13 protein-coding genes are annotated in these 25825 nt (G+C 47.3%); 10 read left to right on the top strand and 3 right to left on the bottom strand.

Going from position 1 to position 25825, the window contains the following annotated elements:
- Positions 1 to 2877, top strand: a complete 2877-nt coding sequence (locus tag WFI24_RS16025; RefSeq protein WP_336762325.1) for a tetratricopeptide repeat protein — start codon at positions 1 to 3, stop codon at positions 2875 to 2877.
- Positions 2878 to 2914: 37 nt separating this feature from the next.
- Positions 2915 to 3577 carry a DUF1266 domain-containing protein gene (locus tag WFI24_RS16020; protein WP_336762324.1) on the top strand — a complete coding sequence of 221 codons (663 nt, stop codon included), beginning with the start codon at positions 2915 to 2917 and terminating at the stop codon, positions 3575 to 3577.
- Between the two features lie 127 nt (positions 3578 to 3704).
- Here WFI24_RS16020 and WFI24_RS16015 read toward each other — a convergent pair whose 3' ends face one another.
- Entirely contained in the window at positions 3705 to 4547 is an 843-nt protein-coding gene (locus WFI24_RS16015) for a flagellar motor protein MotB (RefSeq protein WP_336762322.1), read from the bottom strand.
- The gene (locus tag WFI24_RS16010) at positions 4531 to 5328 is read right to left on the bottom strand and encodes a flagellar motor protein (protein ID WP_336762319.1); all 798 of its coding nucleotides are present in this window, start codon (positions 5326 to 5328) and stop codon (positions 4531 to 4533) included. Before WFI24_RS16010 ends, WFI24_RS16015 begins: the two co-directional genes overlap by 17 nt.
- Before the next feature lie 169 nt (positions 5329 to 5497).
- Here WFI24_RS16010 and uvrB point away from each other — a divergent pair, with 169 nt between their 5' ends.
- From uvrB to galU, 8 genes are all read left to right on the top strand, one after another.
- Positions 5498 to 7489, top strand: a complete 1992-nt coding sequence (gene uvrB, locus WFI24_RS16005; protein ID WP_091013102.1) for an excinuclease ABC subunit UvrB — start codon at positions 5498 to 5500, stop codon at positions 7487 to 7489.
- Positions 7490 to 8230: 741 nt separating this feature from the next.
- On the top strand, positions 8231 to 11089 hold the full coding sequence (gene uvrA, locus WFI24_RS16000; RefSeq protein WP_336762313.1) for an excinuclease ABC subunit UvrA: 2859 nt from the start codon (positions 8231 to 8233) through the stop codon (positions 11087 to 11089).
- A gap of 526 nt (positions 11090 to 11615) precedes the next feature.
- Entirely contained in the window at positions 11616 to 11828 is a 213-nt protein-coding gene (locus WFI24_RS15995; RefSeq protein WP_062837045.1) for a hypothetical protein, read from the top strand.
- A 276-nt stretch (positions 11829 to 12104) separates the two neighbouring features.
- Positions 12105 to 13271, top strand: coding sequence for a S1C family serine protease (locus WFI24_RS15990; protein ID WP_336762309.1), 1167 nt, complete (start codon positions 12105 to 12107; stop codon positions 13269 to 13271).
- On the top strand, positions 13258 to 15210 hold the full coding sequence (locus WFI24_RS15985) for a stalk domain-containing protein (protein WP_336762307.1): 1953 nt from the start codon (positions 13258 to 13260) through the stop codon (positions 15208 to 15210). The genes WFI24_RS15990 and WFI24_RS15985 overlap by 14 nt, the downstream gene beginning before the upstream one ends.
- Before the next feature lie 496 nt (positions 15211 to 15706).
- Positions 15707 to 18220 (top strand): U32 family peptidase, encoded by a 2514-nt coding sequence (locus WFI24_RS15980; RefSeq protein WP_017692029.1) that lies wholly within the window; start codon positions 15707 to 15709, stop codon positions 18218 to 18220.
- 72 nt (positions 18221 to 18292) lie between these two features.
- Positions 18293 to 21940: a DEAD/DEAH box helicase gene (locus WFI24_RS15975; RefSeq protein WP_336762301.1), complete on the top strand. Its 3648-nt coding sequence runs from the start codon at positions 18293 to 18295 to the stop codon at positions 21938 to 21940.
- Between the two features lie 303 nt (positions 21941 to 22243).
- Complete coding sequence (gene galU, locus WFI24_RS15970; protein WP_336762300.1) at positions 22244 to 23122, top strand: UTP--glucose-1-phosphate uridylyltransferase GalU; 879 nt, start codon at positions 22244 to 22246, stop codon at positions 23120 to 23122.
- A gap of 103 nt (positions 23123 to 23225) precedes the next feature.
- On the opposite strand, the gene WFI24_RS15965 is transcribed toward galU, so the two are convergent.
- Positions 23226 to 25691 carry an O-antigen ligase family protein gene (locus WFI24_RS15965; protein ID WP_336762298.1) on the bottom strand — a complete coding sequence of 822 codons (2466 nt, stop codon included), beginning with the start codon at positions 25689 to 25691 and terminating at the stop codon, positions 23226 to 23228.
- Positions 25692 to 25825: the final 134 nt, after the last annotated feature.

Here is a 25825-nt window from a genome sequence, read left to right as displayed (position 1 = left end):
ATGAATATTTGGAGAATACTGTTAATTGAACCTACGCAAGATAAAAAAATGATCAGGAAGGCCTATGCTCAGCAACTACGTCAGACGCACCCGGAGGATGATCCAGAGGGCTTTCAACGACTGCGAGCAGCATATGAAGAAGCGTTGCAGGTTGCTGGAGATACTGACTACTGGATTGAATGGCACAGAGTTGACGAGCAAACTGATACAGAGATAAGAGGCGAACAAATCAACGCTGAAGGGACAGGAGGAACAGTTGACCTGTCTCCTCATTCTGAAACATACCATTGGATTGACCCTGTAATTTTAATGGAGCAAACGGAGGAAGTTCCAAACTCGGTAGAGGGCGAAATTCTATCCTATTCCGAATCATACCGCTGGATAGCGCCTTCCGGCCTGAATGTTGACGATATTGATTATCAAATGAACGCACCTGAGTCATCGCAGGGCCATTCCCTCGCGTATTCCAACGTTTATCGCTGGATTAGTCCTTCCCATGCTAATTTTATGGACCAGGTACCGAACGAGTCGACTTTTCAATCTGATCATCAACCTTTGATCGAAGCAATCGTTGAGGATGCTGAATATAAGAAGATAAGCGAAGAGGTTTTGGTTCTGGCCCAAGCTCGGGGTATTATGGAAGATATCAAATTACGTACGACCCCCGCGGTGTGGGAGGTATGGACACAGTCAGAAGAGTTATGGCGGCTGGATGTGAAATTTCAAATTGGGGTGGAGTTGCTTCAGATGCTCGTTCAACGTCCGTTCCTACCCAAGGTGATCTGGACGCAGTTGGATGATTTTTTTTCATGGTCTGAGCAGCAGGACAAGTTGATAGGTTTATTGCCTGAAGAAACGGCACGATATCCTGTCACTGTGCTGGAACGGATCCATGAACTTCGTTATGACTTATTTGATTTCGACCGGAATGTGGACTATGAAAGTTTTATCCGTATCCGGGATAAGGCGCTTCAAATGATGGTACAAGGAAGTATGGTTGAGGCAGGAGCTCATATCGATGTGGCTATGGAGATATACGGGGACGACTCCGATTTACTCCGGTTGGCTGGGAAATTCAGATTGTGGAATCGGGATGAAAAGGGTGCTCACATGCTATTCGAAAGGCTTACGGAGTGTGAGCCGGAAACCATTGATGGCTGGCTCCACAGTGCCAGATTACTTGAAGCTGGAGGACATTTGGAACAGGCCTTTCATTTGTACAATAGAGTGCTGGAACTCAATCCTGATCACCCTGATGCCTTGAATGGGCTAGTGCGGTACTATAAATGTCAAAGTAATGAAGAAGAAGCCATTCATATTCTGGAAAAGCTTGTTTCTCTTTATCCTCATGATATGGAAACACAGATTACTTTGATCGAATCCAGACTAACTCTTACTGAAGTGATGAATAAAGCAGCAGAGATTGAGGAAGACAGAAGAGTCCGGGAGACAATCCAACATCGGGTTGCACTGGAATATATGGATTTTTACGGCGACGAGCAAGTTATCCAATACATAAGCGAACTTCACATTTTGAATGAGTTGAACGAAACCCTCTATGTATTGTGGGCACAGGCATGTATTCGTAGAGAGAGAAATCAGGAAGCGATGGCGATCCTACTTCTTCTTGCAGAAAATTCAGTCAATGAAGCAGGGAATAGTGAATTCGAGATATGTTTCGAACGAGGGAAACTGTATATCCAGATGGAGAACAGTGCTAAGGCCATACCTGATCTCGAAAAAGCGATTCGGCTAAACCAAACCAATGCAGAAGCCTGGCATTCACTTGCCTATGCTTGCCATCTTCAGGCGCAGAATGAGTTGTGTATTCAATACTCGGATAAAGCTGTTGAACTGGACCCTGATATGTATAAATATCGTTCTCTAAGAGCTCATATTTATTATAATAAGGAGTTTTATAAAGAAGCGTTGCTTGACTATGAACATGTGGACCTCAGTGACGGTGATTATCCTTTTGATTGGATATTAAAGAGCATTACTCTTCTAAAACTGGGACGTTATGAAGAAGCTATTCAGGCATTCGAAGCATCACGAAATTATGATCAATCGGAAGAGGATCTTCTGGAAATCCCTTATTACTTATCCATCGCATATGCAAGATTGGGTAAAACGAGCAAGGCGCTCGAATATATCCACCAATTTCGCAGGGAAAAGCCCGATGATTCAAAAGGGCCCTTGCTTGAAGGTGATATTTTCCGCGAGCAAGGATCTATTCAACAGGCAATGAGTGTATACAAAAATGGTTTTGAGGAGTTCCCCGGAGAGGAGGAGCTTGCGAGGATGACCATTGTTTGCACTATGGAGTTAGAGTTTCAGGAGAAGGATGCCAAATTAAATGTAATGGCCAAAAAATTGATTGATATGGAGTTACTTAATCCGTGGTTATTATTGTTTGTAGCGCGTTATTTGGTGGAGACCCAAGCTTGGGAGCGGTATCGTTCTTTTGTTAAAGGCTACTTAGATGACGAGCCAGCGGATAATATAGATCCTCGCTTTTGGTTGTATTCAGGTATTGTCGCTTATCGAACGGGTAATCTGGATCAAGCGCTGCTTGAGCTCGATAAGGCTTATCGTGGACGGCTTGAGGGTGAAGCATGCAGCTATTTGAGCATGGTTTATTATGATATGGGGAATATGGAGCGGGCGCTAATATATGCCAATAAGGCGATTCAGGAACAACCGAAACATCCAGATTATTTGCGACGTCTTGAAGGTATGGGAGCACATGTAGTCCTTAGAAAGATGTCATTCCGTAATATCTTTGGGAGACGAAAAAGGGCTTATGAACAATGGCCTTCTATGGTTTCACTCCAGCATCTTGTACCCCAAGAGCCTATCAGTCTGCATTTTGAATAAGGAGGCATTGAAATTGAGAGGTAGGGAGACGGAATTATTGGGCCAAGTTGTACAATCGTTGACTGACAGGGATCGTTGGTTTCGGGGAATGAGCGCAATCATTTATGAGCTAGATGACTTAAGTGTTCACAATGACTATGAGTTTGGGACAGACGAAGAAAGTCGGAAAAGCCTACTTAACGGGTTGATGGAAGATTGGGACATTCATGATAGAGCCACGTTAATGTTATGGCTCGATCGAATCAAGAGTGGGCAACGCAGTTATTTATATGGAGAGATGAAGGCCTTTTTGGATCCATTGCGTGATGAAGAACAGTGGGCGTTTATCCAATCGCTGAATCCCAAAAACGCGAATTACCACGAGTATTTGATCGTCAGAACCTATATGTACAAGCTACCCTCTGAAGGAATTGCCGCATGGGATTGGGGATGTTATGCGGATTTATGCAGAAAGTGTGCCCATGTTGGTATTATAACCGAAACTGAGTCTGATGAGCTTGTTTTGAAAATCGCTCTGAAAGCTCAGTCTGCATATAATTCTTGGAAGGAATACACCGTTGCTTTTATCGCAGGTAAGTTATTATGGATGGGAAAATCCGAAGAGGAAACAGTCCAGAGACATTTGAACGTTGTACGTCGTTTAATTATCGATTACAGCAGCATCTATAATAAGGTCGATTGGAATCTTGATTTGCTATAGATCACCATTCTTCTAGGCAACCTCTTGAACAACAAAACAAAAGCACGATCTCGTTCGTTATGATGAACTGATCGTGCTTTTTGGTGTTAAATTAGGAGGCAATATTCGAGTCAGTTCGAACTAGATACTAAGGCTGTAATTGACGCAAGACAGTAATTTCTACTCTACGGTTCTTTTGTCTTCCAGCTGAAGAGGTGTTGTCACCCGTTGGGCGAGTATCTGCATATCCGGCATACTGGAACCCGTCAGGGTTGAGATTTTCTGTATCCAGAAAAAATCGCAATACCGACAGTGCACGTTCACCAGAAAGTTCCCAGTTGTCTTTGTACGTGGAGTTGGCACCGACCGGAATATTGTCCGTATGTCCTTCAATACTGACAACGGTATTCAGATCCCGAAACAGACTCGCCAGCTTGGTCAGTGTGGGTGCGGCATCCCCTTTGAGGGCAGCTTGCCCCTGATCAAACAGGAAGCGGTCACTGAGGGTAATGGAGAGGCCCTGTGGCTTGTCCGCAACAAAAATCTGGTTTTCCAGTTTATTATCCTCGATATATTGGGTAATCACATTGAACAGATTTTGCAATTCCTGCTCTTGTGATCTGAACTGTTCTTCCCGTTCTGTGAGCGGCTTGTTTTCATCTTCTGGTGTTGCTGTCCCGGAATCGGTAGGGGTTCCTTCACCTTTTGAAGGATCTTCACCCTGCACCCCGGATGGTGGATTCTCTGTAATCGTCTGTCCGGGCTTCTCACCGAGTCCCTCACCAAGCTCAAGTATAGAGTCGGATGCGTTGAATGTATTCTGTAACGATTGAGTAACGACGTCATATTTACCGGAATCCAGATTGCTCATGGCATACATGATGACAAAAAAGATCAAAAGCAGGGTAATGAGATCGGCATAAGTAATCATCCAGCGATCCCGATGATCGATAGTTTCACGTTTTCCGCGCCGTTTACTGCGCCGACTCATCCAATCCCTCCTTTGCTAAGGGGCGTATATGCTGACGATGCGTGAGCGTGAAGGACTCCAGTCTTTTGCGTACAAGCTGGGGATTCTCACCGTTCTGAATGGCAAGTACACCTTCGAGAAGCATTTCCATGGTCTGCACTTCATCAGCACCTCTGGATTTGATCTTGGAGGCAATGGGCAAAAAGATAAGGTTGGCACTGGCGACCCCATACAGGGTTGCGGTAAAAGCAACAGCAATGGCAGGTCCGAGTCCGGTTGGATCGGTCAAACTGCCAAGGACCTGAATGAGTCCCATCACGGTTCCGATGATGCCCATGGTTGGGGCGTAACCCCCAGCAGATTCGAATATTTTGGCGTAGCCCTCATTTTTTTGTTCAATAGAATCGATCTCCATCTCCAGGATCTGGCGAACCACATCCTGATCCGTACCATCGACAACCAACTGAATCCCGTCTTGCAAAAATGGATGCGGATGATCCATAACTTTGCGTTCCAATGCAAGAACACCTGATCGGCGTGCGATCGAAGACATCTCGACCAACTCTTCAACCCATATACCGGATTCATTATTGTTACGTCCAAAAGCCATACGCAAGGCAGCCGGGATCGTGCGCAGGCGGTGCGCTGGGAAACTGGCAACCACAGCAGCAATCGTTCCACCAAACACAATTAAAGCAGCCGTTTCTTGCATGAGGCCGGACGGTTGACCGCCTTCCCACAAGAAACCGCCGATGACTGCGGCAATTCCGGCAATAATACCGATAAGTGTCGCAATATCCATAAATTAATCCACTCCTATCTTCATTTCACGTTTGCATCACTAAAACGAACAAGGTATAATTGAACGGGAACAAATATTCCTATTACTATAAGTTTTCCCATATGAAAATTCGGGGAACTTCGACAATATATAGTGACTATTATTTTAGACGATAGGGTGAGATACGGCAATGAGCGATATTATAATGAGCGACAAAACGTTCGAAATCGAATCAGAGTTTTCTCCCCAAGGTGATCAGCCTGCAGCCATTAAAGAACTGGTTAAGGGTGTTCAGGAGGGGAAAAGGTATCAGACTTTGCTAGGTGCAACGGGTACGGGTAAGACATTCACCATTGCACAGACCATAGCTCAGCTGCAACGGCCAACGCTGATTATTGCGCACAACAAGACGCTGGCAGCACAGCTTGCAAGTGAGTTCAAAGATTTTTTTCCTAACAACATGGTTGAGTATTTCGTCAGTTATTACGATTATTTTCAGCCAGAAGCATATATCCCGTCCTCCGATACGTATATCGAGAAGGATTCAAGTATTAATGAGGAGATCGACAAACTGCGTCACGCAGCGACCAGTTCGTTGTTTGAGCGCAGGGATGTCATTATTGTAGCGAGTGTATCCTGTATTTATGGTTTGGGTTCACCGCATTCGTATTCCAGCATGTTGCTGTCACTCCGGGTAGGTATGGAGAAACCGCGTAATCAGATTTTGTCCCGACTGGTAGAGATTCAGTATCAGCGGAATGATATTAACTTTGTACGGGGGACATTCCGTGTCCGTGGGGATGTCGTAGAGATCTTCCCTGCCTCCAAGGGCGAACATGCGATTCGGGTTGAATTGTTCGGTGATGAGATCGAAAAGATTACGGAGATTGACGTGTTAACCGGTGAATTGATTGGCGAACGTGAACATATTGCCATCTTCCCGGCGTCTCACTTCGTAACGCAAGAAGAGACGATGAAGGTTGCGCTGGTGAACATCGAGCGTGAACTGGAAGAACGTCTTGAAGTGTTGCGTGAACAAGGGAAGTTGCTGGAGGCTCAGCGACTGGAGCAGCGCACACGATACGATATCGAGATGATGAAGGAAGTCGGCTTCTGTTCGGGGATTGAGAACTATTCCGGCCCGCTGACTTTCCGCGAACGCGGCGATACACCATATACACTGATGGATTACTTCCCGGATGACATGTTGATCGTGGTCGATGAGTCTCATGTGACTCTGCCACAGATCCGTGCGATGTACAATGGTGACCAGGCGCGGAAGACGGTATTGGTTGAGCATGGTTTCCGTCTGCCGTCAGCATTGGATAATCGTCCGCTCAAATTTGAAGAGTTCGAAGGCAAGATGGATCAGATTATCTATGTATCGGCAACGCCAGGTCCATATGAGATAGAGCATACCGATACGATGGTACAACAGATTATTCGTCCAACCGGTCTGCTTGATCCAATCATTGAATTGCGCCCAACGAAGGGACAGATCGATGACTTGATCGGTGAGATTAACGACCGGATTGCCAAAGACGAGCGTGTGTTGATTACAACATTAACGAAGAAGATGTCCGAGGACCTTACAGATTATCTGAAAGAGGTTGGAATTAAGGTACGTTACCTGCACTCCGAGATCAAGACACTAGAGCGTATGGCAATTTTACGTGATCTAAGGTTGGGTGTTTTCCATGTCCTAATCGGCATTAACTTGCTCCGGGAAGGTCTCGATCTGCCCGAAGTATCCTTGGTAGCCATATTGGATGCCGATAAGGAAGGATTCCTGCGTTCCGAACGCTCACTGATCCAAACGATTGGCCGTGCCGCACGGAACAGCGAGGGTCGCGTTATTCTATACGGTGACAAAGTGACCGATTCGATGGATAAAGCGATAAAGGAAACCGAACGTCGTCGTGCGATTCAGATCGAGTACAACGAGAAACATGGCATTACACCACAGACGATTCGCAAAAAAGTGCGTGATGTTATTGAGGCAACCAAAGTTGCTGAATCCAAGAAAGACTATCTCACAGGCGCTGCCGAGAAGATGTCGAAGAAAGATCGCCAGGCGCTTATTCAGCGCCTAGAGGTAGAGATGAAAGATGCAGCCAAAAACCTGCAGTTTGAGCGTGCTGCCGAGCTTCGCGATGCGTTGCTGGAACTTCGCGCTGAATAAGACACTGCTCATTCATATGCTCCAGTAAAGAGAGATCGGTAACAAGAGAACGGCCAATTGGCCGTTCTCTTGTTGAGTAAGGAAATCGCTGATATCTACCGATAATAAGAGATGTTGAAAACTTAAAATCAGGTCTATACTGATAGAAAAGTTGAAATTGGTTAAAAGGTTTATAGAAAGCATTTGGGAGTCGTGTCCCTCTGGGAGTCCAGAACGCCTCAGTACTGAACTGGGAGCCCAGCCAAAGGCAATGGCGACTCTCCGCGACCAGGGCGAAGCCGAGAGCGTCGACGGTGTTGAACTAGGAGCCGAGCCGAAGGCAATGGCGACTCTCCGCGACCAGGGCGAAGCCGAGAGCGTCCCCGGTGTTGAACTTGGAGCCGAGCCGAAGACAATGGCGACCTTGCCGCGAACAGGGCGAAGCCGAGGGCGTCCCCGGTGTTGAACTTGGAGCCGAGCCGAAGGCAATGGCGACCTGACGTGACCAGGGCGAAGCCGGGAGCGTCACCTCGCAGTAGAGCGGCCACATAAGGTTCCGGCAATGAGCCGTAACCTTATGTGGAGCCGCGGGCACACGACAACCCTTCACATAGCAAGACCCGACCCCTCACCGTTGCACCGCTTGTTTCGGGTGTCCAGAGGGCTGCGCCCTCTGGGGCCCTCCCTTGGAAGGGAGGGTTTGGGAGGGATCGAAAAGCCTTTAAAAAGGTTTGGATTAACACACTGAGAGGATGAATACTATTGGCGAGCGATAACATTGTCATTAAAGGTGCACGAGCGCATAACCTGAAGAACATCGACATTACCATCCCGCGTGATCGCTTTGTCGTATTGACTGGCCTGAGTGGCTCAGGTAAGTCCTCGCTGGCTTTTGACACCATCTATGCCGAAGGACAGCGGCGATATGTAGAATCATTGTCAGCCTATGCAAGACAGTTTCTGGGTCAAATGGAGAAACCAGATGTGGATTCCATTGAAGGATTGTCTCCTGCCATTTCAATAGATCAGAAAACAACAAGTCGTAACCCGCGTTCTACAGTGGGAACAGTGACTGAAATCTATGATTACCTGCGTCTGTTATTTGCACGTGTGGGTCATCCGCATTGTCCAGACCACGGCGTGGAGATCAGCTCTCAGACCGTAGAACAAATGGTTGACCGTATTATGCAATACCCAGAGCGTACCCGTTTGCAGATTTTGGCACCCATTATCTCGGGTCGTAAGGGCGAGCACAAGAGTGTATTTGCCGATGTGTCCAAGCAGGGTTTCGTCCGTGTACGGGTGAACGGGGAGCTGCGTGACCTGTCAGAAGATATTCAATTGGAGAAAAACAAGAAGCATACGATTGAAGTGGTCGTTGACCGGATCGTCGTTAAGGATGATGTACAAGCACGTCTGGCCGACTCCATTGAAACAGCACTTAATCTATCCGGAGGGCAACTCCTCGTAGACATTATGGGTGAAGAAGAGCTACGTTTCAGCTCCAATTTTGCCTGTCCGGTGTGCGGATTCAGTATTGAAGAGCTTGCACCGCGGATGTTCTCTTTTAACAGTCCTTTCGGCGCTTGCCCGGATTGTGATGGTTTGGGTGTCAAAATGATCGTTGACCCGGATCTGCTCGTACCTGATCGGACTAAGACCATTGAAGATGGCGCTTTTGATGCATGGACAGGTGGAACATCGACCTATTATCCACAGTTCCTGAAGTCGGTATGTGAACACTTCAACATTCCGCAGAATGTGCCTGTCGAAGATCTGCCAGCTGAACAGATGAATAAGTTGTTGCAGGGTACAGGTACGGAGAAAATCCGTTTCCGGTATGAGAACGATTTTGGACAACGCAAGGAAGCACTGGTTACCTTTGAAGGTATCGTGAATAATCTGGAGCGTCGTTACCGGGATACAGCATCTGAAGGAATCCGTGAATTCATCGAGGGTTACATGAGTGCGAAGCCTTGTGGTACATGTAAAGGTCAGCGCCTGAAACGGGAAAGTCTCGCGGTTACGATCAATGATCACAACATGGCGTATGTGACTAGTCTGTCCATTGGTGAAGCTGGCCGATTCTTCGATACATTGGAATTGTCGGAGAAAGAGCAGACGATTGCCAAACTGATTTTGAAAGAAATCAACAGCCGTCTCGGCTTCCTGGTGAATGTCGGTCTGGATTACCTCACGCTGAGCCGTGCTGCCGGAACATTATCCGGTGGAGAAGCGCAGCGGATCAGACTTGCTACACAGATTGGTTCCAGCCTGATGGGTGTACTCTACATTCTGGATGAGCCGAGTATCGGTCTGCATCAACGGGATAATGACCGTCTGATATCAACGCTTGCGCATATGCGGGATATTGGTAACACGTTGATCGTGGTTGAACATGATGAGGATACGATGATGGCTGCCGACTATATTATTGATATTGGCCCAGGTGCAGGTATCCACGGAGGTACCATCATGTCACAGGGTACACCGGAAGAGATCATGAACGATGAGAACTCATTAACCGGACAATATCTGAGTGGGCGCAAATTCATTCCGATTCGTACAGAACGTAGAAGTGTAGGAGACCGCTGGTTGGAAGTACGCGGAGCCAAAGAAAATAACCTGAAGAATCTGAATGTGAAGATTCCTGTAGGTGTATTTACCGCGGTAACGGGCGTGTCTGGATCTGGTAAATCCACATTGATCAATGAGATCCTGTACAAAACACTGGCACGTGATCTGAACCGTGCACGGGTACGTCCGGGTCAGCATAAAGAAATTCGTGGTCTGGAGCATATTGATAAAGTCATCGATATAGACCAATCGCCAATCGGGCGGACACCACGTTCCAACCCGGCTACGTACACCGGTGTCTTTGATGATATTCGGGATCTGTTCGCTCAGACGAATGAAGCCAAAGTACGTGGATACAAGAAAGGCCGGTTCAGCTTCAACATTAAAGGCGGACGTTGTGAAGCCTGCCGTGGAGACGGCATTATCAAGATCGAGATGCACTTCTTGCCGGACGTTTATGTCCCTTGTGAAGTCTGCAAAGGCAAACGATATAATCGGGAAACGCTTGAAGTGAAATATAAAAACAGAAATATTTCCGATGTGTTGGAAATGACGGTTGAAGATGCAACCCAATTTTTCGAGAACATTCCGAAAATCCATCGCAAAATGCAGACGCTGATGGATGTAGGGCTGGGTTATATCAATCTGGGACAACCTGCAACCACATTGTCTGGTGGTGAAGCCCAGCGCGTGAAGCTCGCTTCCGAGCTGTATCGTCGGAGTACGGGGAAAACCATCTACATCCTCGATGAGCCGACTACGGGTTTGCATGTCGATGATATCGACCGTTTGCTGAACGTATTACACCGTCTGGTTGATTCCGGGGAATCAGTCTTGGTGATTGAGCATAATCTGGATGTGATCAAAACAGCTGACTATATTGTCGATCTGGGTCCAGAAGGCGGTAGTGGTGGAGGAACCATTGTTGCAACTGGAACACCTGAGGATATCGTTAAAGTGGAAGCTTCCTATACCGGCAAGTACTTGAAGCCAGTTCTAGAGCGGGATACCGAGCGGAGTAAGGCGCTGCAATTGGTGGACTAAGTCCCTGTAGTCAGAGATTATTGAACGAAAAACGATAGTGAACAAGCCCTTCTTTTCGAGAAGTGTGAGCCATTGGATTATGATCTGATGTGCTCTGCTTGCGAAAAGAAGGGTTTTATTTTTGTGGGATATGTAGAGGCTTCCTCAGAACCATATAAATTGAACTTAAGTTATTCACACTGGCACTACGATGACAGAACAACCTTCCAATCGCTGTTATCCCCAGATTTTTTCATTCCCTTTTTCAAGGGGGAATCTGGTGATAAAGGCGAACGCTTCGCTTTTTCAGGTTTTTTCTGTCCTCTCCGTTATGGTATAAATGATTAATTCAACTTATATAGAATGTTTTCGTGAAAGTGTTTACATATATGTAGGGGCAAGCATTGCAGGGATATCCAGCCAAATTGGATTTTTTTCATTTTTATGGATGATAGGGCTTGCATTACTAGCAGGGTACAGATAACATAGAGGAAGATATTAGGGTATGCGTTAGCTGTTCAACTATGGTGAGGAGGTCTGTCTATCCATGCTGTTTGCAGAAGCTGCCACGGCGAGTACATCGAATTTTAATGCATTTGATATTTTTGTCATCTTATTTACGATCCTGATTTTCATCGGAGTCGTTCGACTCCTTCGGGCACCGAAGAAGAATCTGTTTGCGATCGGATTTGCAATAGTCAGCCTGTTGGTATTTCTGATGACAGACTATGCGATGATAACCGGTTGGTTTGCTCAGTAGGAATGCTGCTGTAGTGGATGGAATTTAAGCCAAAAGAGGTACAGACGAACACTTTCCAGAGAGACATGGAGGGTGTTTTTTTCATTTATACTGAACGATTGAATAGGATTCTATCTTCTCTACTAAAATAGGACTTAAAACAATTGTATATCCAGATTCTGTATGATACATTGAAGGATACCTGAATTGCAGATGAGAGAAAAAGAGAATAGATTCAGCAATGAATCCGATGTCGAGTCGCGCAAGAAGGATGTATAGAGAGGGTCAGGTGAGAATATGAGTGTGTTGGGTAAAAAGGGGATAGCCATACTGATGGCTGCTGTACTCTCGATTAGTGTGGTGGCAACGGCTGGTGCGGCTGAATCCAAAGTGGGAATGCAAGCTAAAGTGGTAGATGGTCAAGTCTACGTGAGCACCAAGGATCTGGTTAAGGCATTTGGTGGAAGTGGGCAATATGATGCCAAATCCGGAACGTATTCGTACAAGGGAAATGAAGCCATTCCCAAAGTGATCGAAAAGGTGTCTCCTTCGGTCGTAGGTATTATTGGGAAATCTACCGAAGTGCAGGAAGGTGCATCATCAGACCGTTATAATCTTGCACATGGTACAGGTGTCATTATTCGGTCCAATGGATGGATCGTGACGAATGCTCACGTGATTGACGGATTAACAGATCCGGTGGTCGTAACGACGGATGGCAATACATACAAAATTACGAAAACATACAGTGATGTACTAAGTGATCTCGCGCTAATCAAAATCAATGCCAAATCACTCAAACCTGCGAGCTTTGCCAAAGCTTCAAACATCTCTGTTGGCGAGACGGTGATTGCCATAGGTACGCCGATTTCTTTTTCCTTGCGCAACTCGGCAACGGTAGGGGTAATCAGCGGCTTGAATCGTGGTGTAGAGGAGACCTATCGGTTGATTCAGACCGATACGGCCATTAACCCAGGGAATAGCGGAGGACCGCTGGTCAACCTGAAGGGTGAGGTGGTTGGTATTAACTCCATGAAATTCTCTGCGGTCGGTATAGAAAGCTTGGGATTTTCGATTCCGGTGGATACCGTTCAATATATCATCAATCAGTTTTTTGAATATGGCAAAATAAAACGTGCGAGTCTGGGGTTACAGCTGGAAGAAAGCTGGTCTGCCATAGTGGGTCTGCCTACGGATGATCCATTAACGATCACGGGTGTACTGTCTCCTGAAGCAAAAAAAGCCAAAATCAAAGAAGGCGATGTCATCTATAGTGTGGCGGGCACACGTGTGTCCTCTGTCGTGGATATCAATGAGTTGCTCAAAAAGTATCTGCCCGGGCAAAAGGTAAAGCTGTTGATGCAGACGGATGGCGATATCGTCACTCGTACGTTGGTGCTTGCTGATCGAGCAGATATTCAGGACGCTGAAGAAGAGGCCTTCCTTGCAGATGAAGAACAATAAAGCCCGGCGATCAACCCGGATGGAGAGAGGACGAAAGAGCGGAATGAAAAAGTCTTTCATACGTGTGCTGAGCACAGGTGTATTAACTGGGATGCTAGCCATTGGTGCGGCAATCCCTGCATGGGCATCTGATCTGACGACAAGTGAACTGCGAATCCAAGCAGGTAGCACGAGCGCCTACATTAACGGAGATAAGCAGGCCATAGCCAAACCGTACAAGGTCAAGGATGTTACGATGGTGCCTGTCGGCGTATTCAAGAAAGCATTTGGCAGTGAAATCCGGCTGGAGAAAAATGATGTCGTCAAAATCAAGGAAGGTCCTCACACGGTTACTCTAACGATTGGCAGTTCGATTGCTTGGGTGGATGGTGTGAAACATGAGATGGGTGTCGCTCCCAAGATGGTGAATGGCGTACTCATGGTTCCACTTCGTCCGGTTGCTGCTGGTATCGGAGCGACGCTTGCTCCAAGCAGTTCCGGTGAAATGGTTATTCGTCTATTGCAAACCGATGATTCGGTGGACGATGAGGGTGGCCTTCATCCGGATGAAGGAAAAACAAGAATCGGCAACAGTTTTTACGGCTGGTCCATTAACTATCCTGCGGATCTCATGGTTTTCCAGAGCGGTGAGCAGGAGCGCATGATGACTTTTGGTGCAGCGGACAACAGTTATTATCTTGAAGTGTACGTCAGCGACCAGGATGTGGCTCTTGATTCGGATGATTTGTTGCAACAACTCGTGCAGGAAGCCAAACAATCGGGAGATACCGTGCTGGATCGTGAAGCGGTGTCGAAAGGCAAAACGCCATATGCACGGATTATTGTAAAAGATGCAGACGGCATGTTGTGGGAGATGCGCCAGTATCTCAATGAAGGTCGTCAATATGATGTATACCTCGCTGATTATCAAGCCTTGAATTATAAAGATCTGTGCAAACGTGCGGCGCTGCTCAATTCATTCCAGCCAACCTATGCGGAGTCGGATCGAACGATTAAGGATCTGTCCACCGTAGATAATGGCATGCTCTCCGCGTGGAATGATGACTATGGCATTGAATTGAAGATTCCTGCTGGCTGGTCGATGGACAACAATCAGATGATCTATGAAGCCAAGGATGGTGCGTATCTGCAATGGCGTATCACTTCGGCGAAGGCCGGTACAACGGTAAAAGATTGGAGCGGTCAACTGGATAAGTGGATGCGTGAGACATTTACGCCAGAGAGTTACGAGCCGGTTGGCTCATATACGATGGATATCTCGGGAGAGACTGCCGAGGTGAATGAATTCCGTTATAACTTTGGCGGAGGCTGGCAGACCGAGTTTGATGTTCTTTTGCAGAAGAACGGGTATCGCTATTATGCGGAGTATACGTTCCCTGAAGAGCAGGCTGCAGATCGGGCATGGTTTGAACGGATCATGAAGAGTGTAGAGATTGATTTTGATACGGTTGCCGATAACTTCGGTCAGCTGGGCGAAGATCCCTATTTGACAGACAAAACGAAGACAATCACACGCACGTCCAAACGTTATCATTACAGTGTGGATATTCCGCGGTACTGGACGCCGTATAGTGATCAATTCGAATACTCACCTGTGGTGTACACCTTCACGGGCGGAGAGTTCTCCATTGCGGCGAGCGAGGATAAGTCCATCGAGATGACAGTCAGTCAACTGAGAGAGGCTTATGCCGAAGCTACCAAAACGCGTAAGAACTTCAAGCTGCTTGGCAGTGAGGAGCTAACGTTTGCGGGTGTGCCTGCATTTTCCTTTACGTATCATGAACTGGACAACGGTGTGCCGTATGAGGGTCGTCAGATTGTGTTTGAAAAGGACGGTACCACCTATACGATTACAAGTGGTCTGAATGATGCCAATAAGACAGAAATCCAGGCGGCGGCATTGGAAAAAGCAGTGAACTCATTTACTTTTATTAAATAAAAGAGATTGTTGCCGGAGGGTCAAAGGACCTTCCGGTTTATTTGTTTTATGTATAAGATAAATTAAATATTTACCACTGGTACGAAGAGTGCAGAACCGATCTGAAGAAGCGAAGCTACAAGCTTTCTGAAGGAAAGCTGCATCGGAAGCATAGGCTACGCGTTTATCGAGCGATCGGAAGATGGTACTGCAATCGGAGTGTCTAGTGTAAATCTTAAAAGGAAATGAAAATGGTAAACGGTTTTTTCAGGAAAGCGTAGAAGAGTCGGTGCAGAAGTGGTACACTATACTAGTTCAGGAGTTATGACTGCTGATCTGATGAATATGGATGACTGTAAGCTTGGAGTTCAGGCAATACAGACATAATGTATAGATATAGCAATTCAATGACAATGCAGGTGTACCGGATAAGGTACAGGCTTAAGCTTGACGTGTTCAGGCTTTAAAGGATATAGGGATGAAATCCGGCGGATAGCCGGTTATGGGGAGGATCTACATGAAAACAGCAACAATACGAAGAGAAGACGTTGAACTTCTGGCACCCGCTGGTGACTGGGATTGTATGCGTTCGGCGGTAGCCAATGGCGCAGATGCAATTTTCTTCGGAGTCGAAAAGTTTAATGCACGGGCACGGGCGAACAATTTCCGCATGGACGAGCTGCCAGAGATTATGGCGTTTTTGCACAGTTATGGCGTAAAAGGGTTTCTGACCTTTAATATATTGATTTTTGAAAATGAATTGACGGATGCCAAAGAACTCATTGACGCTTGTGTCGATGCAGGTGTGGACGCTGTAATTGTTCAGGATTTGGGTTTGGTGAAGATGATCCGTGAGATCTCGCCGGATTTCCCGATTCACGGTTCAACACAGATGACGATTACGTCACCGGAAGCGGTCGAGTTTACGAAGCCGTTTGATATGGAACGTGTCGTTCTGGGACGGGAGAACAATCTGAAGCAGATCCAGAAGATCGGTGAGCAGGCGAAACTTCCAATGGAAGTATTCGTTCATGGTGCGCTGTGTGTATCTTACTCGGGGCAGTGTCTTACTTCCGAAATGTGGGGAGGACGTTCGGCGAACCGTGGGGAGTGCGCACAAGCTTGTCGTCTTCCATACGACCTGATGGTGGATGGGGTGCACAAGCCGATGGGTGATGTAGCTTATCTGTTGTCTCCGAAGGATCTGGCAGCGATTGACCTAATGCCGGAACTGATCGAAGCAGGAGTGACTTCGTTCAAAATTGAAGGACGTCTCAAAACGCCGGAATACGTAGCGAACGTGGTAAGCAAATACCGCAAAGCGATTGACCGTTATTTTGATGGAGATAACACGCCGCCAAGCAAGGAAGAAGTTCGCGAATTGCAGCAAAGCTTCTCCCGTGGATTCACGCATGGTTTCTTGAGCGGTACAAACAACAAAGAACTGGTGGATGGAACGTTCCCGAAAAGCCGTGGTGTCTACCTCGGTCGTGTAGATCAAGTGTTGCGCGATGGTGTGGTTCTGAAGCTGGACGCACCCGTGAAACGTGGAGACGGGATTGTATTTGACGCCGGAGACCCGACTCAGAAGGAAGAGGGCGGACGTGTATACGATGTACGTCGCAAAGGCGTAAAACTCGAAGGCGAAGCAGAAGAGGGTTGGATCGTTGATGTCGTGCCAGGCCGCAGTGACGTGGATCTGCGCCGCGTGAAGGTTGGCGACAAAGTGTGGAAAACGAATGACCCGGCGCTGGACAAACGTCTGCGTCAAAGCTTCGAGACCGAGAAGCCATACCGCGTATTCCCGGTGAAGGTAAAAGTCATCGGCAGCCCGGGGCAGCCGCTTAGCACGTGGTGGACAGACGTGCAGAAGGGCACGACCGTCCGGATTGATTCCGAGATGGAACTGGACATCGCGCAGAAGCGTCCAATGACGCATGAATTGCTCGAAGAGCAGTTCGGACGTCTGGGAGGCACCGTGTTCCAGTTGGAAGGAATGGACGTCAACCTGCACGGTGACGTCATCATCCCGATGCGCGAGTTGAATAACATTCGCCGTCAGGCGGTAGAACAACTCGCGGGCGAGCGTCCTAAACCGCCCGTCTACGTGAAACGAGCGGTAGATGTGTACGGCGATTCGGTTAAACCGGCATCCCCAGTCGCTCGCGGTCAAGCAGAACTGACCGCACTCTGCCGCAGCCTGCCACAAGTGGAGGCAGCGATTGAAGCGGGAATCGGCATGATCTATGCCGACTTCGAGTTTATCAAACAGTTCCCGGCAGCCGTGGAAGCTGTGCATGCCGCTGGTCGCAAGATCGCGCTGGCAACGCCGCGTATTCACATGCCTGGGGAGAACGGATATCATAACAACATCCTGCGTCTGAAGCCAGATGCGGTATTGGTACGTAATACAGGTGCACTGTACTTCTACCTTCGCCACCGGATGGAAAACCCGGATGCGAAGCACCCTGAACTGATCGGCGACTTCTCATTGAATATCGCCAATCACAAAGCAGTTGAATTGTTCCTGGAAGCAGGCTGTGACTGGATTACGCCATCCTATGACCTGAACATTCAACAAATGGTTGATTTGCTGGGCCACTCCCGTACAAGTCAGACCGAAGTGGTTATCCATCAGCATCTGCCGATGTTCCACACCGAGCACTGTGTATACTGTACGTTCATGAGTGAAGGAACAGACTTTACGAACTGTGGACGTCCTTGTGAGGAACAGCGTGCATCATTGCAAGACCGGATCGGTATGTCTCACCCGGTACGTGTGGATGAAGGCTGTCGTAATACGGTATACAATGCAGTGGAGCAGTCAGGTGCCGAGTATCTGACCAACTTTATGGATCTGGGTGTATCCCGTTACCGTGTGGAATTCCTGGAAGAGACACCGGAGCAGGTACGTGAGGTTATTGATCTGTACAACCGTGCATTGCGCGGCGAGATCAGTGGCACACAAGTGTGGAAAACCCTAAAAGCAACGAACCAACTGGGCGTTACACGTGGTCAATTGGTGAAATAAACAGCAACCCCAAACTCTGCTTTAAGGAGCTCTTGGGGTTTTTTTACATCATGGCACAGGAGGCGAAGAAGCGTGACGCCATTCACAATCATGGATATCAAATTGCTGTGCGGAGTCACGGCATTCAAGCGTGGAGAAGATTATAACCAGTCTGGCCGGGTGACTAATCTGGTGGTCAGTGAGGATCAGCTTCATTATGAAGCACAGGTACGTGGAACCGAACGCTACCAGGTGACGGTGGATGTGGATGGAGCGGGAGAGATTGTGGCAGGCTGCAGTTGTCCGGGTGACGGCAGACATTATGACTATTGCAAACATGTGGCTGCCATCCTCTTGGCTATTCACGAATGGGGTGAGCAGCAGGAGCGCAATGCAGCTATTGCTTCTGGGAAGCCCTCTCCGTCTTCTACAGGCCAAGGAGCCAATACCTCCAGCACAGGTTCCAAGTCCAGAGTTGGGACGCTAGTCGAAGAGAGCATGTGGGAGCGACCACAGTCTCCTTCACAACCAGAGCACTTCAATGATGCACCAGAACATCTACCCGTTCACTTTGCCAAGGCAGGTCGCCCAAGCTCAGCTTCAGGTTGGGGCCGTTCGGCAGATAAGCCTTCATACCGTACGGCGGATCAGATTCTGTCCATGTTTGCCAAGGATCGGAGACCGCTGCATGGAAATGATCGAAAATACACGGCCCCTGTCAGCCGTTCCTCCCTGCGGGAAGAATTGCAGGTTCAGTTTATATGTAAGCTGACACAGGTTCACAAGGGTGGTGGGAAACTCGCTCTTGAATTGAAAGTGGGTAACAAACGTCTGTATGTGGTGCAGAAAGTGAAGCAATTCCTGAACTGCATCGAGAAGGGCGAGCCAATGTCATTTACCAAACTGTTCCACTATGATCCATTAATGCATGTTTTCACTCCGCAGGATCAGGCCATTCTCTCGATGCTTATTCGAATGAGACAGAGTGAGGAGGCCTATCGCCAATCCATCTCCGGTTATCTGGGAGCTTCGGACGGACGGGATATATTGATTGCTCCGCTCGTATGGAAGCCATTGCTGGAATTGCTGCTACAGGCAGACAGCCGGATGGAGGGCACGGGATTTGCCAATGGACCACTCACACTGGGTGAGGGGGTACTTCCTTTATACTACCGGATCGCCCAGGGAGCGAATGAAGGATATCAGCTTGAAATTTCCGGACTGCGTGAGCTGATTCTTCTCCCTGCTTATGATGCCGCTGTGGTGGAAGGGCAGTTGCACATGTTGGAGCCGATGCAGATGCGAAGTCTGGAGGACTTGAGTGGAGCACTTACCTCATATGGGATCAAGGAAAGCATTGATATTTCGACCCAGCAGGTGGATGAGTTCGTACAGCATGTCGTGCCAGAACTGCGTACGCTCGGCCATCTGTCTATTGATTCACAGGTGCGTGAACAGATCGCGGAACCGGAACTCTCACCGAAGCTTTACATCGACTTCTATCGTGAGCGTATTACAGCGCGTCTGGAATTCGACTATGAGGTCATGGTTATTAATCCGCTTGCAGAGTATTTAATAGATGAAGAAGAGAAAAAGGTTATTTTGGTGCGTGATCGATACAAAGAGCGGAATCTGATTGAACGGCTCGATCGTTCTTTCCTGGAACGTGATGGTAGTGTCTGGGCGAGTGAACGGGAAGATGCGATCTATGATGTCATGTATCATCTGTTGCCTGAGCTTGAGAAACAGGTAGACATCTACATGCCGAACGCCGTGAAGGCGATGGTGCAATCCTATCCGACACCACCGAAAGTCCGAGCAGACTTGGGGAGAGGACTGGACTGGCTGGAGATCTCATTCGAGATGGAAGGTGTGGACGAGCAGGAACTTCAGGAACTCATGCGTCGCATTGTGGAAAAGAAACCGTATTTCCGTCTCAAGAGCGGTGTCTTTCTGTCGCTTGAAAATGAAGGTGCAGACAGTTTCGCTCACATGGCCGATTCACTGGGACTTGGAGCAGATGACATCAAAGGCAGCCATATCCGGCTGCCAGCTGTTCGGGCGTTACAATTGCCAGGCAGAGATGAAGTTTCAGGTCATGTGAAGTGGGGAGGTTCTCTGAAACGTTTCCTTGATGATCTCCGAGATCCCGAGCGGATGGATTTTGCATTGCCAGAAGCTCTCACTCCCATCCTGCGGGATTATCAGAACAGTGGATACCAGTGGCTGCGTACCCTCGCCTATTATCGTTTTGGCGGCATTCTGGCGGATGATATGGGACTTGGCAAAACATTGCAAAGCATCGCCTATATTACAGCGGTGCTTGAGGAAAAGCCCGAGTACAATATGGACAATACGGGCGTTGATAAATACCGGGAGAGCGGATCGCTATGGGGCGGTACAACGGAGGCTACTGCTGGCATCGACCACGAAACTGGTCTCCCATTGGATAGGATGGCCTCAGAGAATACGGATGGCCTATGGTCCACGATGCAGCAGGATGGACTGACGATCCGAACGAGGGTCATTCACCCTCCGGTACTTGTCGTGGCGCCTGCCTCGCTAACCTATAACTGGGCCAATGAGTTTACGCGGTTCGCCCCGCATCTGAAAGTCCTGATCGCTGCCGGTCAGAAAGAAGAACGAGCCAGCATGCTTTCAGGCATGGATGAGGCAGATGTGATTGTGACGTCTTATCCTTTGTTGCGCCGGGATCTAGACACCTATCTAGGCCGAACATTCCATACTCTCATTCTGGATGAAGCTCAGGCGATTAAGAATGCTTCTTCCCAGACTGCGCAGGCAGTCAAACAAATTCAAGCCCCGCGCCGTTTTGCACTCACAGGTACACCTGTGGAGAACTCGCTGGATGAATTGTGGTCCATTTTTGAAGCCGTATTCCCTGGGTTGTTTCCAAGTTACAGAAGATTCCGTGACCTTCCCCCGGAACGGATCTCGCGAATGGTACGTCCGTTTATTCTGCGCCGCCTGAAGAAGGATGTGCTGGAAGAATTGCCTGATCGAATTGAAACGGTACAGCGGTCAGAGCTTACGGTTGAACAGAAAAAATTGTACACTGCATACCTCTCCCAGCTTCAGGATGAAGCATCGAAGGACATGGAGGATAACGGATTCCAGAAGAATCGTATCAAAATTCTGGCGGGCATCACGCGCTTGCGTCAGTTGTGTTGTCATCCGGCCCTCTTTGTCGAAGGCTATCAAGGCGATTCTGGGAAAATGGAACAGTTGCTTGAAACGGTCGAGGATTGTTTGGCCGCAGGCAAACGTATTCTTATTTTCTCCCAATTTGCGAGCATGTTGAACCTGATTCGTCAGACGCTCACGGCACAGGGAAGAAACCTGTTTTACCTCGATGGTCAGACCCCTGCACAGAGCCGTGTCGAGATGTGCCGCAGATTTAATGAGGGCGAAGCAGAATTGTTCCTGATTTCCCTGAAGGCTGGAGGAACGGGACTAAACTTAACAGGTGCAGATACCGTTATATTATATGATCTGTGGTGGAATCCTGCGGTGGAAGAACAGGCCATTGGGCGAGCCCATCGCATGGGACAGAAACAAGTCGTGCAAGTTATCCGTCTGGTTACCGAAGGTACGATCGAAGAGAAGATTCTGGAGCTACAGCAGCGGAAGAAGGACTTGATTGCCGAAGTGATCGAACCGGGAGATGGGGGATCGACGACCTTGTCCGAACAGGATATCCGCGAATTGTTGATGGTATAATGGAGTCCAAGCATCGTAGCACTCAGAAGCATTAAATATATGAAAATATGTATCTATATAAGTTGAACTAATCATTTACATGATAACGGAGAGGACAGAAATAACCTGAAAAAGCGAAGCGTTCGCCTAAAAGCTTTCTGAAAGAAAGCTGCATCGGAAGCATATGCTATCCCCGGATTTTCCCCTTTAGAAAAGGGAATCAAAAAATCTGGGGATAACAGCGATTGGAAGGTTGTTCTGTTATCGTAGTGTCAGTGTAAATAATCTTTAGTTCAACTTGTTTAGCAAAAGGAGTGGGTTCGTATGCGTATTCGCAAAGCGATAATTCCAGCAGCGGGGCTGGGTACCCGATTTTTGCCTGCGACCAAGGCGATGCCTAAGGAAATGCTGCCCATCGTGGACAAGCCAACGATCCAGTACATTATTGAAGAAGCCGTAGCTTCTGGCATTGAAGATATCATTATTGTGACAGGTAAAGGGAAGCGGGCCATTGAAGATCACTTCGATTATTCATTTGAGCTGGAGCAGAATCTAGCGGATAAACAGAAGTGGGACTTGCTGAACGAAGTCCGCAAACCCTCCGAGATGGCAGACATCCATTATATCCGTCAAAAGGAACCGAAGGGACTTGGTCACGCCATCTGGTGCGCACGCAAGTTTATCGGTAATGAGCCTTTTGCGGTCCTGTTAGGGGATGACATTGTGGAAGCAGACCATCCCTGCCTGAAGCAGATGATCGAAGTCTACGATGAGCTGCAGTCTCCAATCGTTGGTGTACAGCCTGTTGATTGGAGCGAGGTGTCCCGCTACGGGATTGTGGACGGAGAGTTACTGACCCGTACCGATAAACGTGTCTTTCGCGCCCGCCGCCTAATCGAGAAACCGAAGACCGAAGATTCGCCCTCGAACCTGGCCATTATGGGACGTTATATTCTTACACCGGATATCTTCGAGATCCTGGGTCAGCAATCGGCTGGCGTCGGAGGAGAAATTCAACTTACGGATGCCTTGTCCCGGTTGAATGAGCAACGGCAGATTCTCGCATATCACTTTGATGGACTGCGTCATGATGTTGGTGAGAAGTTAGGTTTCATTGAAACGACCATACATTATGCATTGCAACGCCCGGATCTGCGGGAGGATTTGTTGAAGTATTTAAAGAAGATAACAGAATCGAACTAACACATCCCTAATGAATTAGATCACAAAAAAGGTTTGCCCTTTGATGAAGGCAAACCTTTTTTGTGTGTGTGGAATTATTGAGGACCACTAGTGCATTTTGTTGTTAGAAATTCAGTTCTGCTATCTGTTTAATCTCGTCTGCTTCATTAGGTGCAACAGCGATAAGTTTATCATATATAGCTTGATCTTGTTGCCCATCTTTAGTTAGGGCCGCAAGGTACCAACGAGCAATTTCACGGTTGGTAGCATCGGTCAGATCGTCTGCAATTCCACCCTTAAGGATAGTAGCAGCTCCAGCTGAATCGTTTAACATGTATTTTATTTTCCCCGCATTCAGAATCATTGTTGGAGTCAGCTCGAATGGCTGTCCTTGAAGTTGTCCTTCCGGAAGAGTCTTCAGATGTTCCACTCCATCAACAACGTGCTGGTAAGCCTCCAGACCTGAATTGAAGTAAGATTCCTTCTTAGCCGTATCGCCTTGTCCAAGTGCTTGATATCCTAGATCGAACGAACGGGTGATTAACTGCTCATACCATTCCATATCCCATACGTAGTTAGCGGCGTACTCTTTTTGGAGAGCGTAGGCTGCATCATAATCTGCTCTTAGATCATAGAGATGTACCATTTGGGTTACTACGCTCTTGTTATAAGGTTCAGCTGCATTACCTCTTTGAAGTAATTCAAGAGAAGTGTTATAAAACTGATCGTCCTTGGTTTGCTCATAGCCTTGTTGATACAAGGAAGAGAGTGTCAGCAATGAATCAGTATGGGTGCTGCGAATGGATAGATCTTTTTCTAATGGAGCTTTTATCTCTTGGAAATCTTGGCTACTTTGAGCGACCTCTTTGGCTAGTTCCGCATATTGATTTGCTTGCAAAAAGCGTACTGATACGATCAAGAGTAGTATTATAGAGAGTCCTGCAATCGTAATATAGATTCCTCGTGATGTAGAAGGGCTTACTTTGAAGCGCTGAACCGGTCGTGGTTCGATCATTGCTGCCATACCACCAAACCCGATAAACACCAGCATGCCGATGAAGACGTAACTCATATTGAAATCGAGAAGACTCAATACCAGAATAGTCATGGACAATATGAAAAATAAAAAATGCGATTCTCTTTCGCTTTCGTCTCTTCGCAAGTAGCTTCGAACGAATTGATAGAAAATATACAAAATAAATGCCATGAAAATGATAAATCCGATAAATCCGACTTCCACCAGGTACTGCATGAAGAAGTTATGTGCCTGTGCACTAACATATGGATTGTTCTGATACTTCTCGTATAGCGCAGTCCAAGCCCCGCCACCTGCACCAATCAATGGGTAATCTGCAATGACCTTTGCGGCATCTTTATAGAAGGTGATTCGTTCCAGAACACTGTGCTGCTGGAAGTTGATGTTTTCCAGACGCGTACTGATACTATCAGGCAAAATGTTGCGAACGCTGGTACCTAACAGCAACACTGCTGCGATAATGGCGAGCAGCGCTGAGCCGAGCGGGATCCACAGGCTTGAACCTTTACGTTTACCCCAGGTATGGAGCTTTGTTTCCAGCTTGGGAGCGATCCAACGTTGAATAGCCCAGATGATGATTGCAACAATGATGGATGCTGCACTCAGATAAATCCAACCTTTGGCTGCAACTCCACCGGAAAACTGTTGCTGCAATTCGAGTCCGGCGGTATTGACCGGATTCAAGATAGCTACTGTTCCTATTCCTGAAATGACAAGATAAATGAACCATAAGATTTGTTTTGCTGGTTTAAGCAACAAGAGGATTATTACAAAAACGATTGGCATCATCACAAGACCTGTCCGCGAAAGTGTAAGCAACAGGGAGAGTAAGATGGGAACAAGCATGAATCCATGCAATAGCTGTGTGTACACTTTTTTGGAGCGGATCATGCTGAAAATAGCAATAAATAAAAATGCCATCAGGAATGCTGCGTATGTATTCGGGTACTGGAATACAGATGCAAGCCGTGGACCATTGGCATCGTTCCAAATCGTTTGATTGTATATCCCGTTAACAACACCTGAAGAGAACCATCCAACTAGCCTACCTGCCAAATTGGAAGCCCCAAGCCAGTTCAACAAACCAAATCCGACAATTACATATGCAAGTCCTATTAAGGAAGATTGTATGATATGATTGATTTTGTTGTTTTTGAGCAGGTACATAGTCATGACGAAAATCATGGCATAAATGCACTGGATTAGGATCATGTTGATTGCCAAGTAATGAGATGCTGCACTTAAAAGTGATAGAACGTAGGTAAGTGGCAGTAATGTTACTGCGATCTTTAGCCAGTCTTGCTGAGTTTCTAACTTAATCTGTTTGAAGTAAACAGCAGCCCAAATAATGAATAGGAGGGTTGTAATGGTAACTGCCCAATAAATGGGTCCCTCAAATTGAAGTAATTGTCCGTTAAATAACGCAACTTGAAAGGCGGACCAGAGTAAAAATAAGATAAGTCCTATGGTCAAGGTCCATTGCATTGATGAAGCTGAGTAGATAGGTCCTTTACTCGACGTCTTCTTTTGTTTCCCGTATACTGGATTCGACAAGATATGAGTCTCCTTTGTTTGTAGATGCATTTTAATATATTAACATACCCTATAATGCTGCATCTACTTAGATACTTTAATTAAAAGAAATCATTTATTTACTTTTAAAAAAAAGAAAAACTACAGTTTATGAG

The organism is Paenibacillus sp. USHLN196, assembly GCF_037144955.1.
Taxonomy (GTDB): domain Bacteria; phylum Bacillota; class Bacilli; order Paenibacillales; family Paenibacillaceae; genus Paenibacillus; species Paenibacillus xylanexedens_C.
The sequence above is the reverse complement of the archived record's forward strand: the minus strand, read 5'-3'. Positions and strand labels throughout refer to the sequence as shown.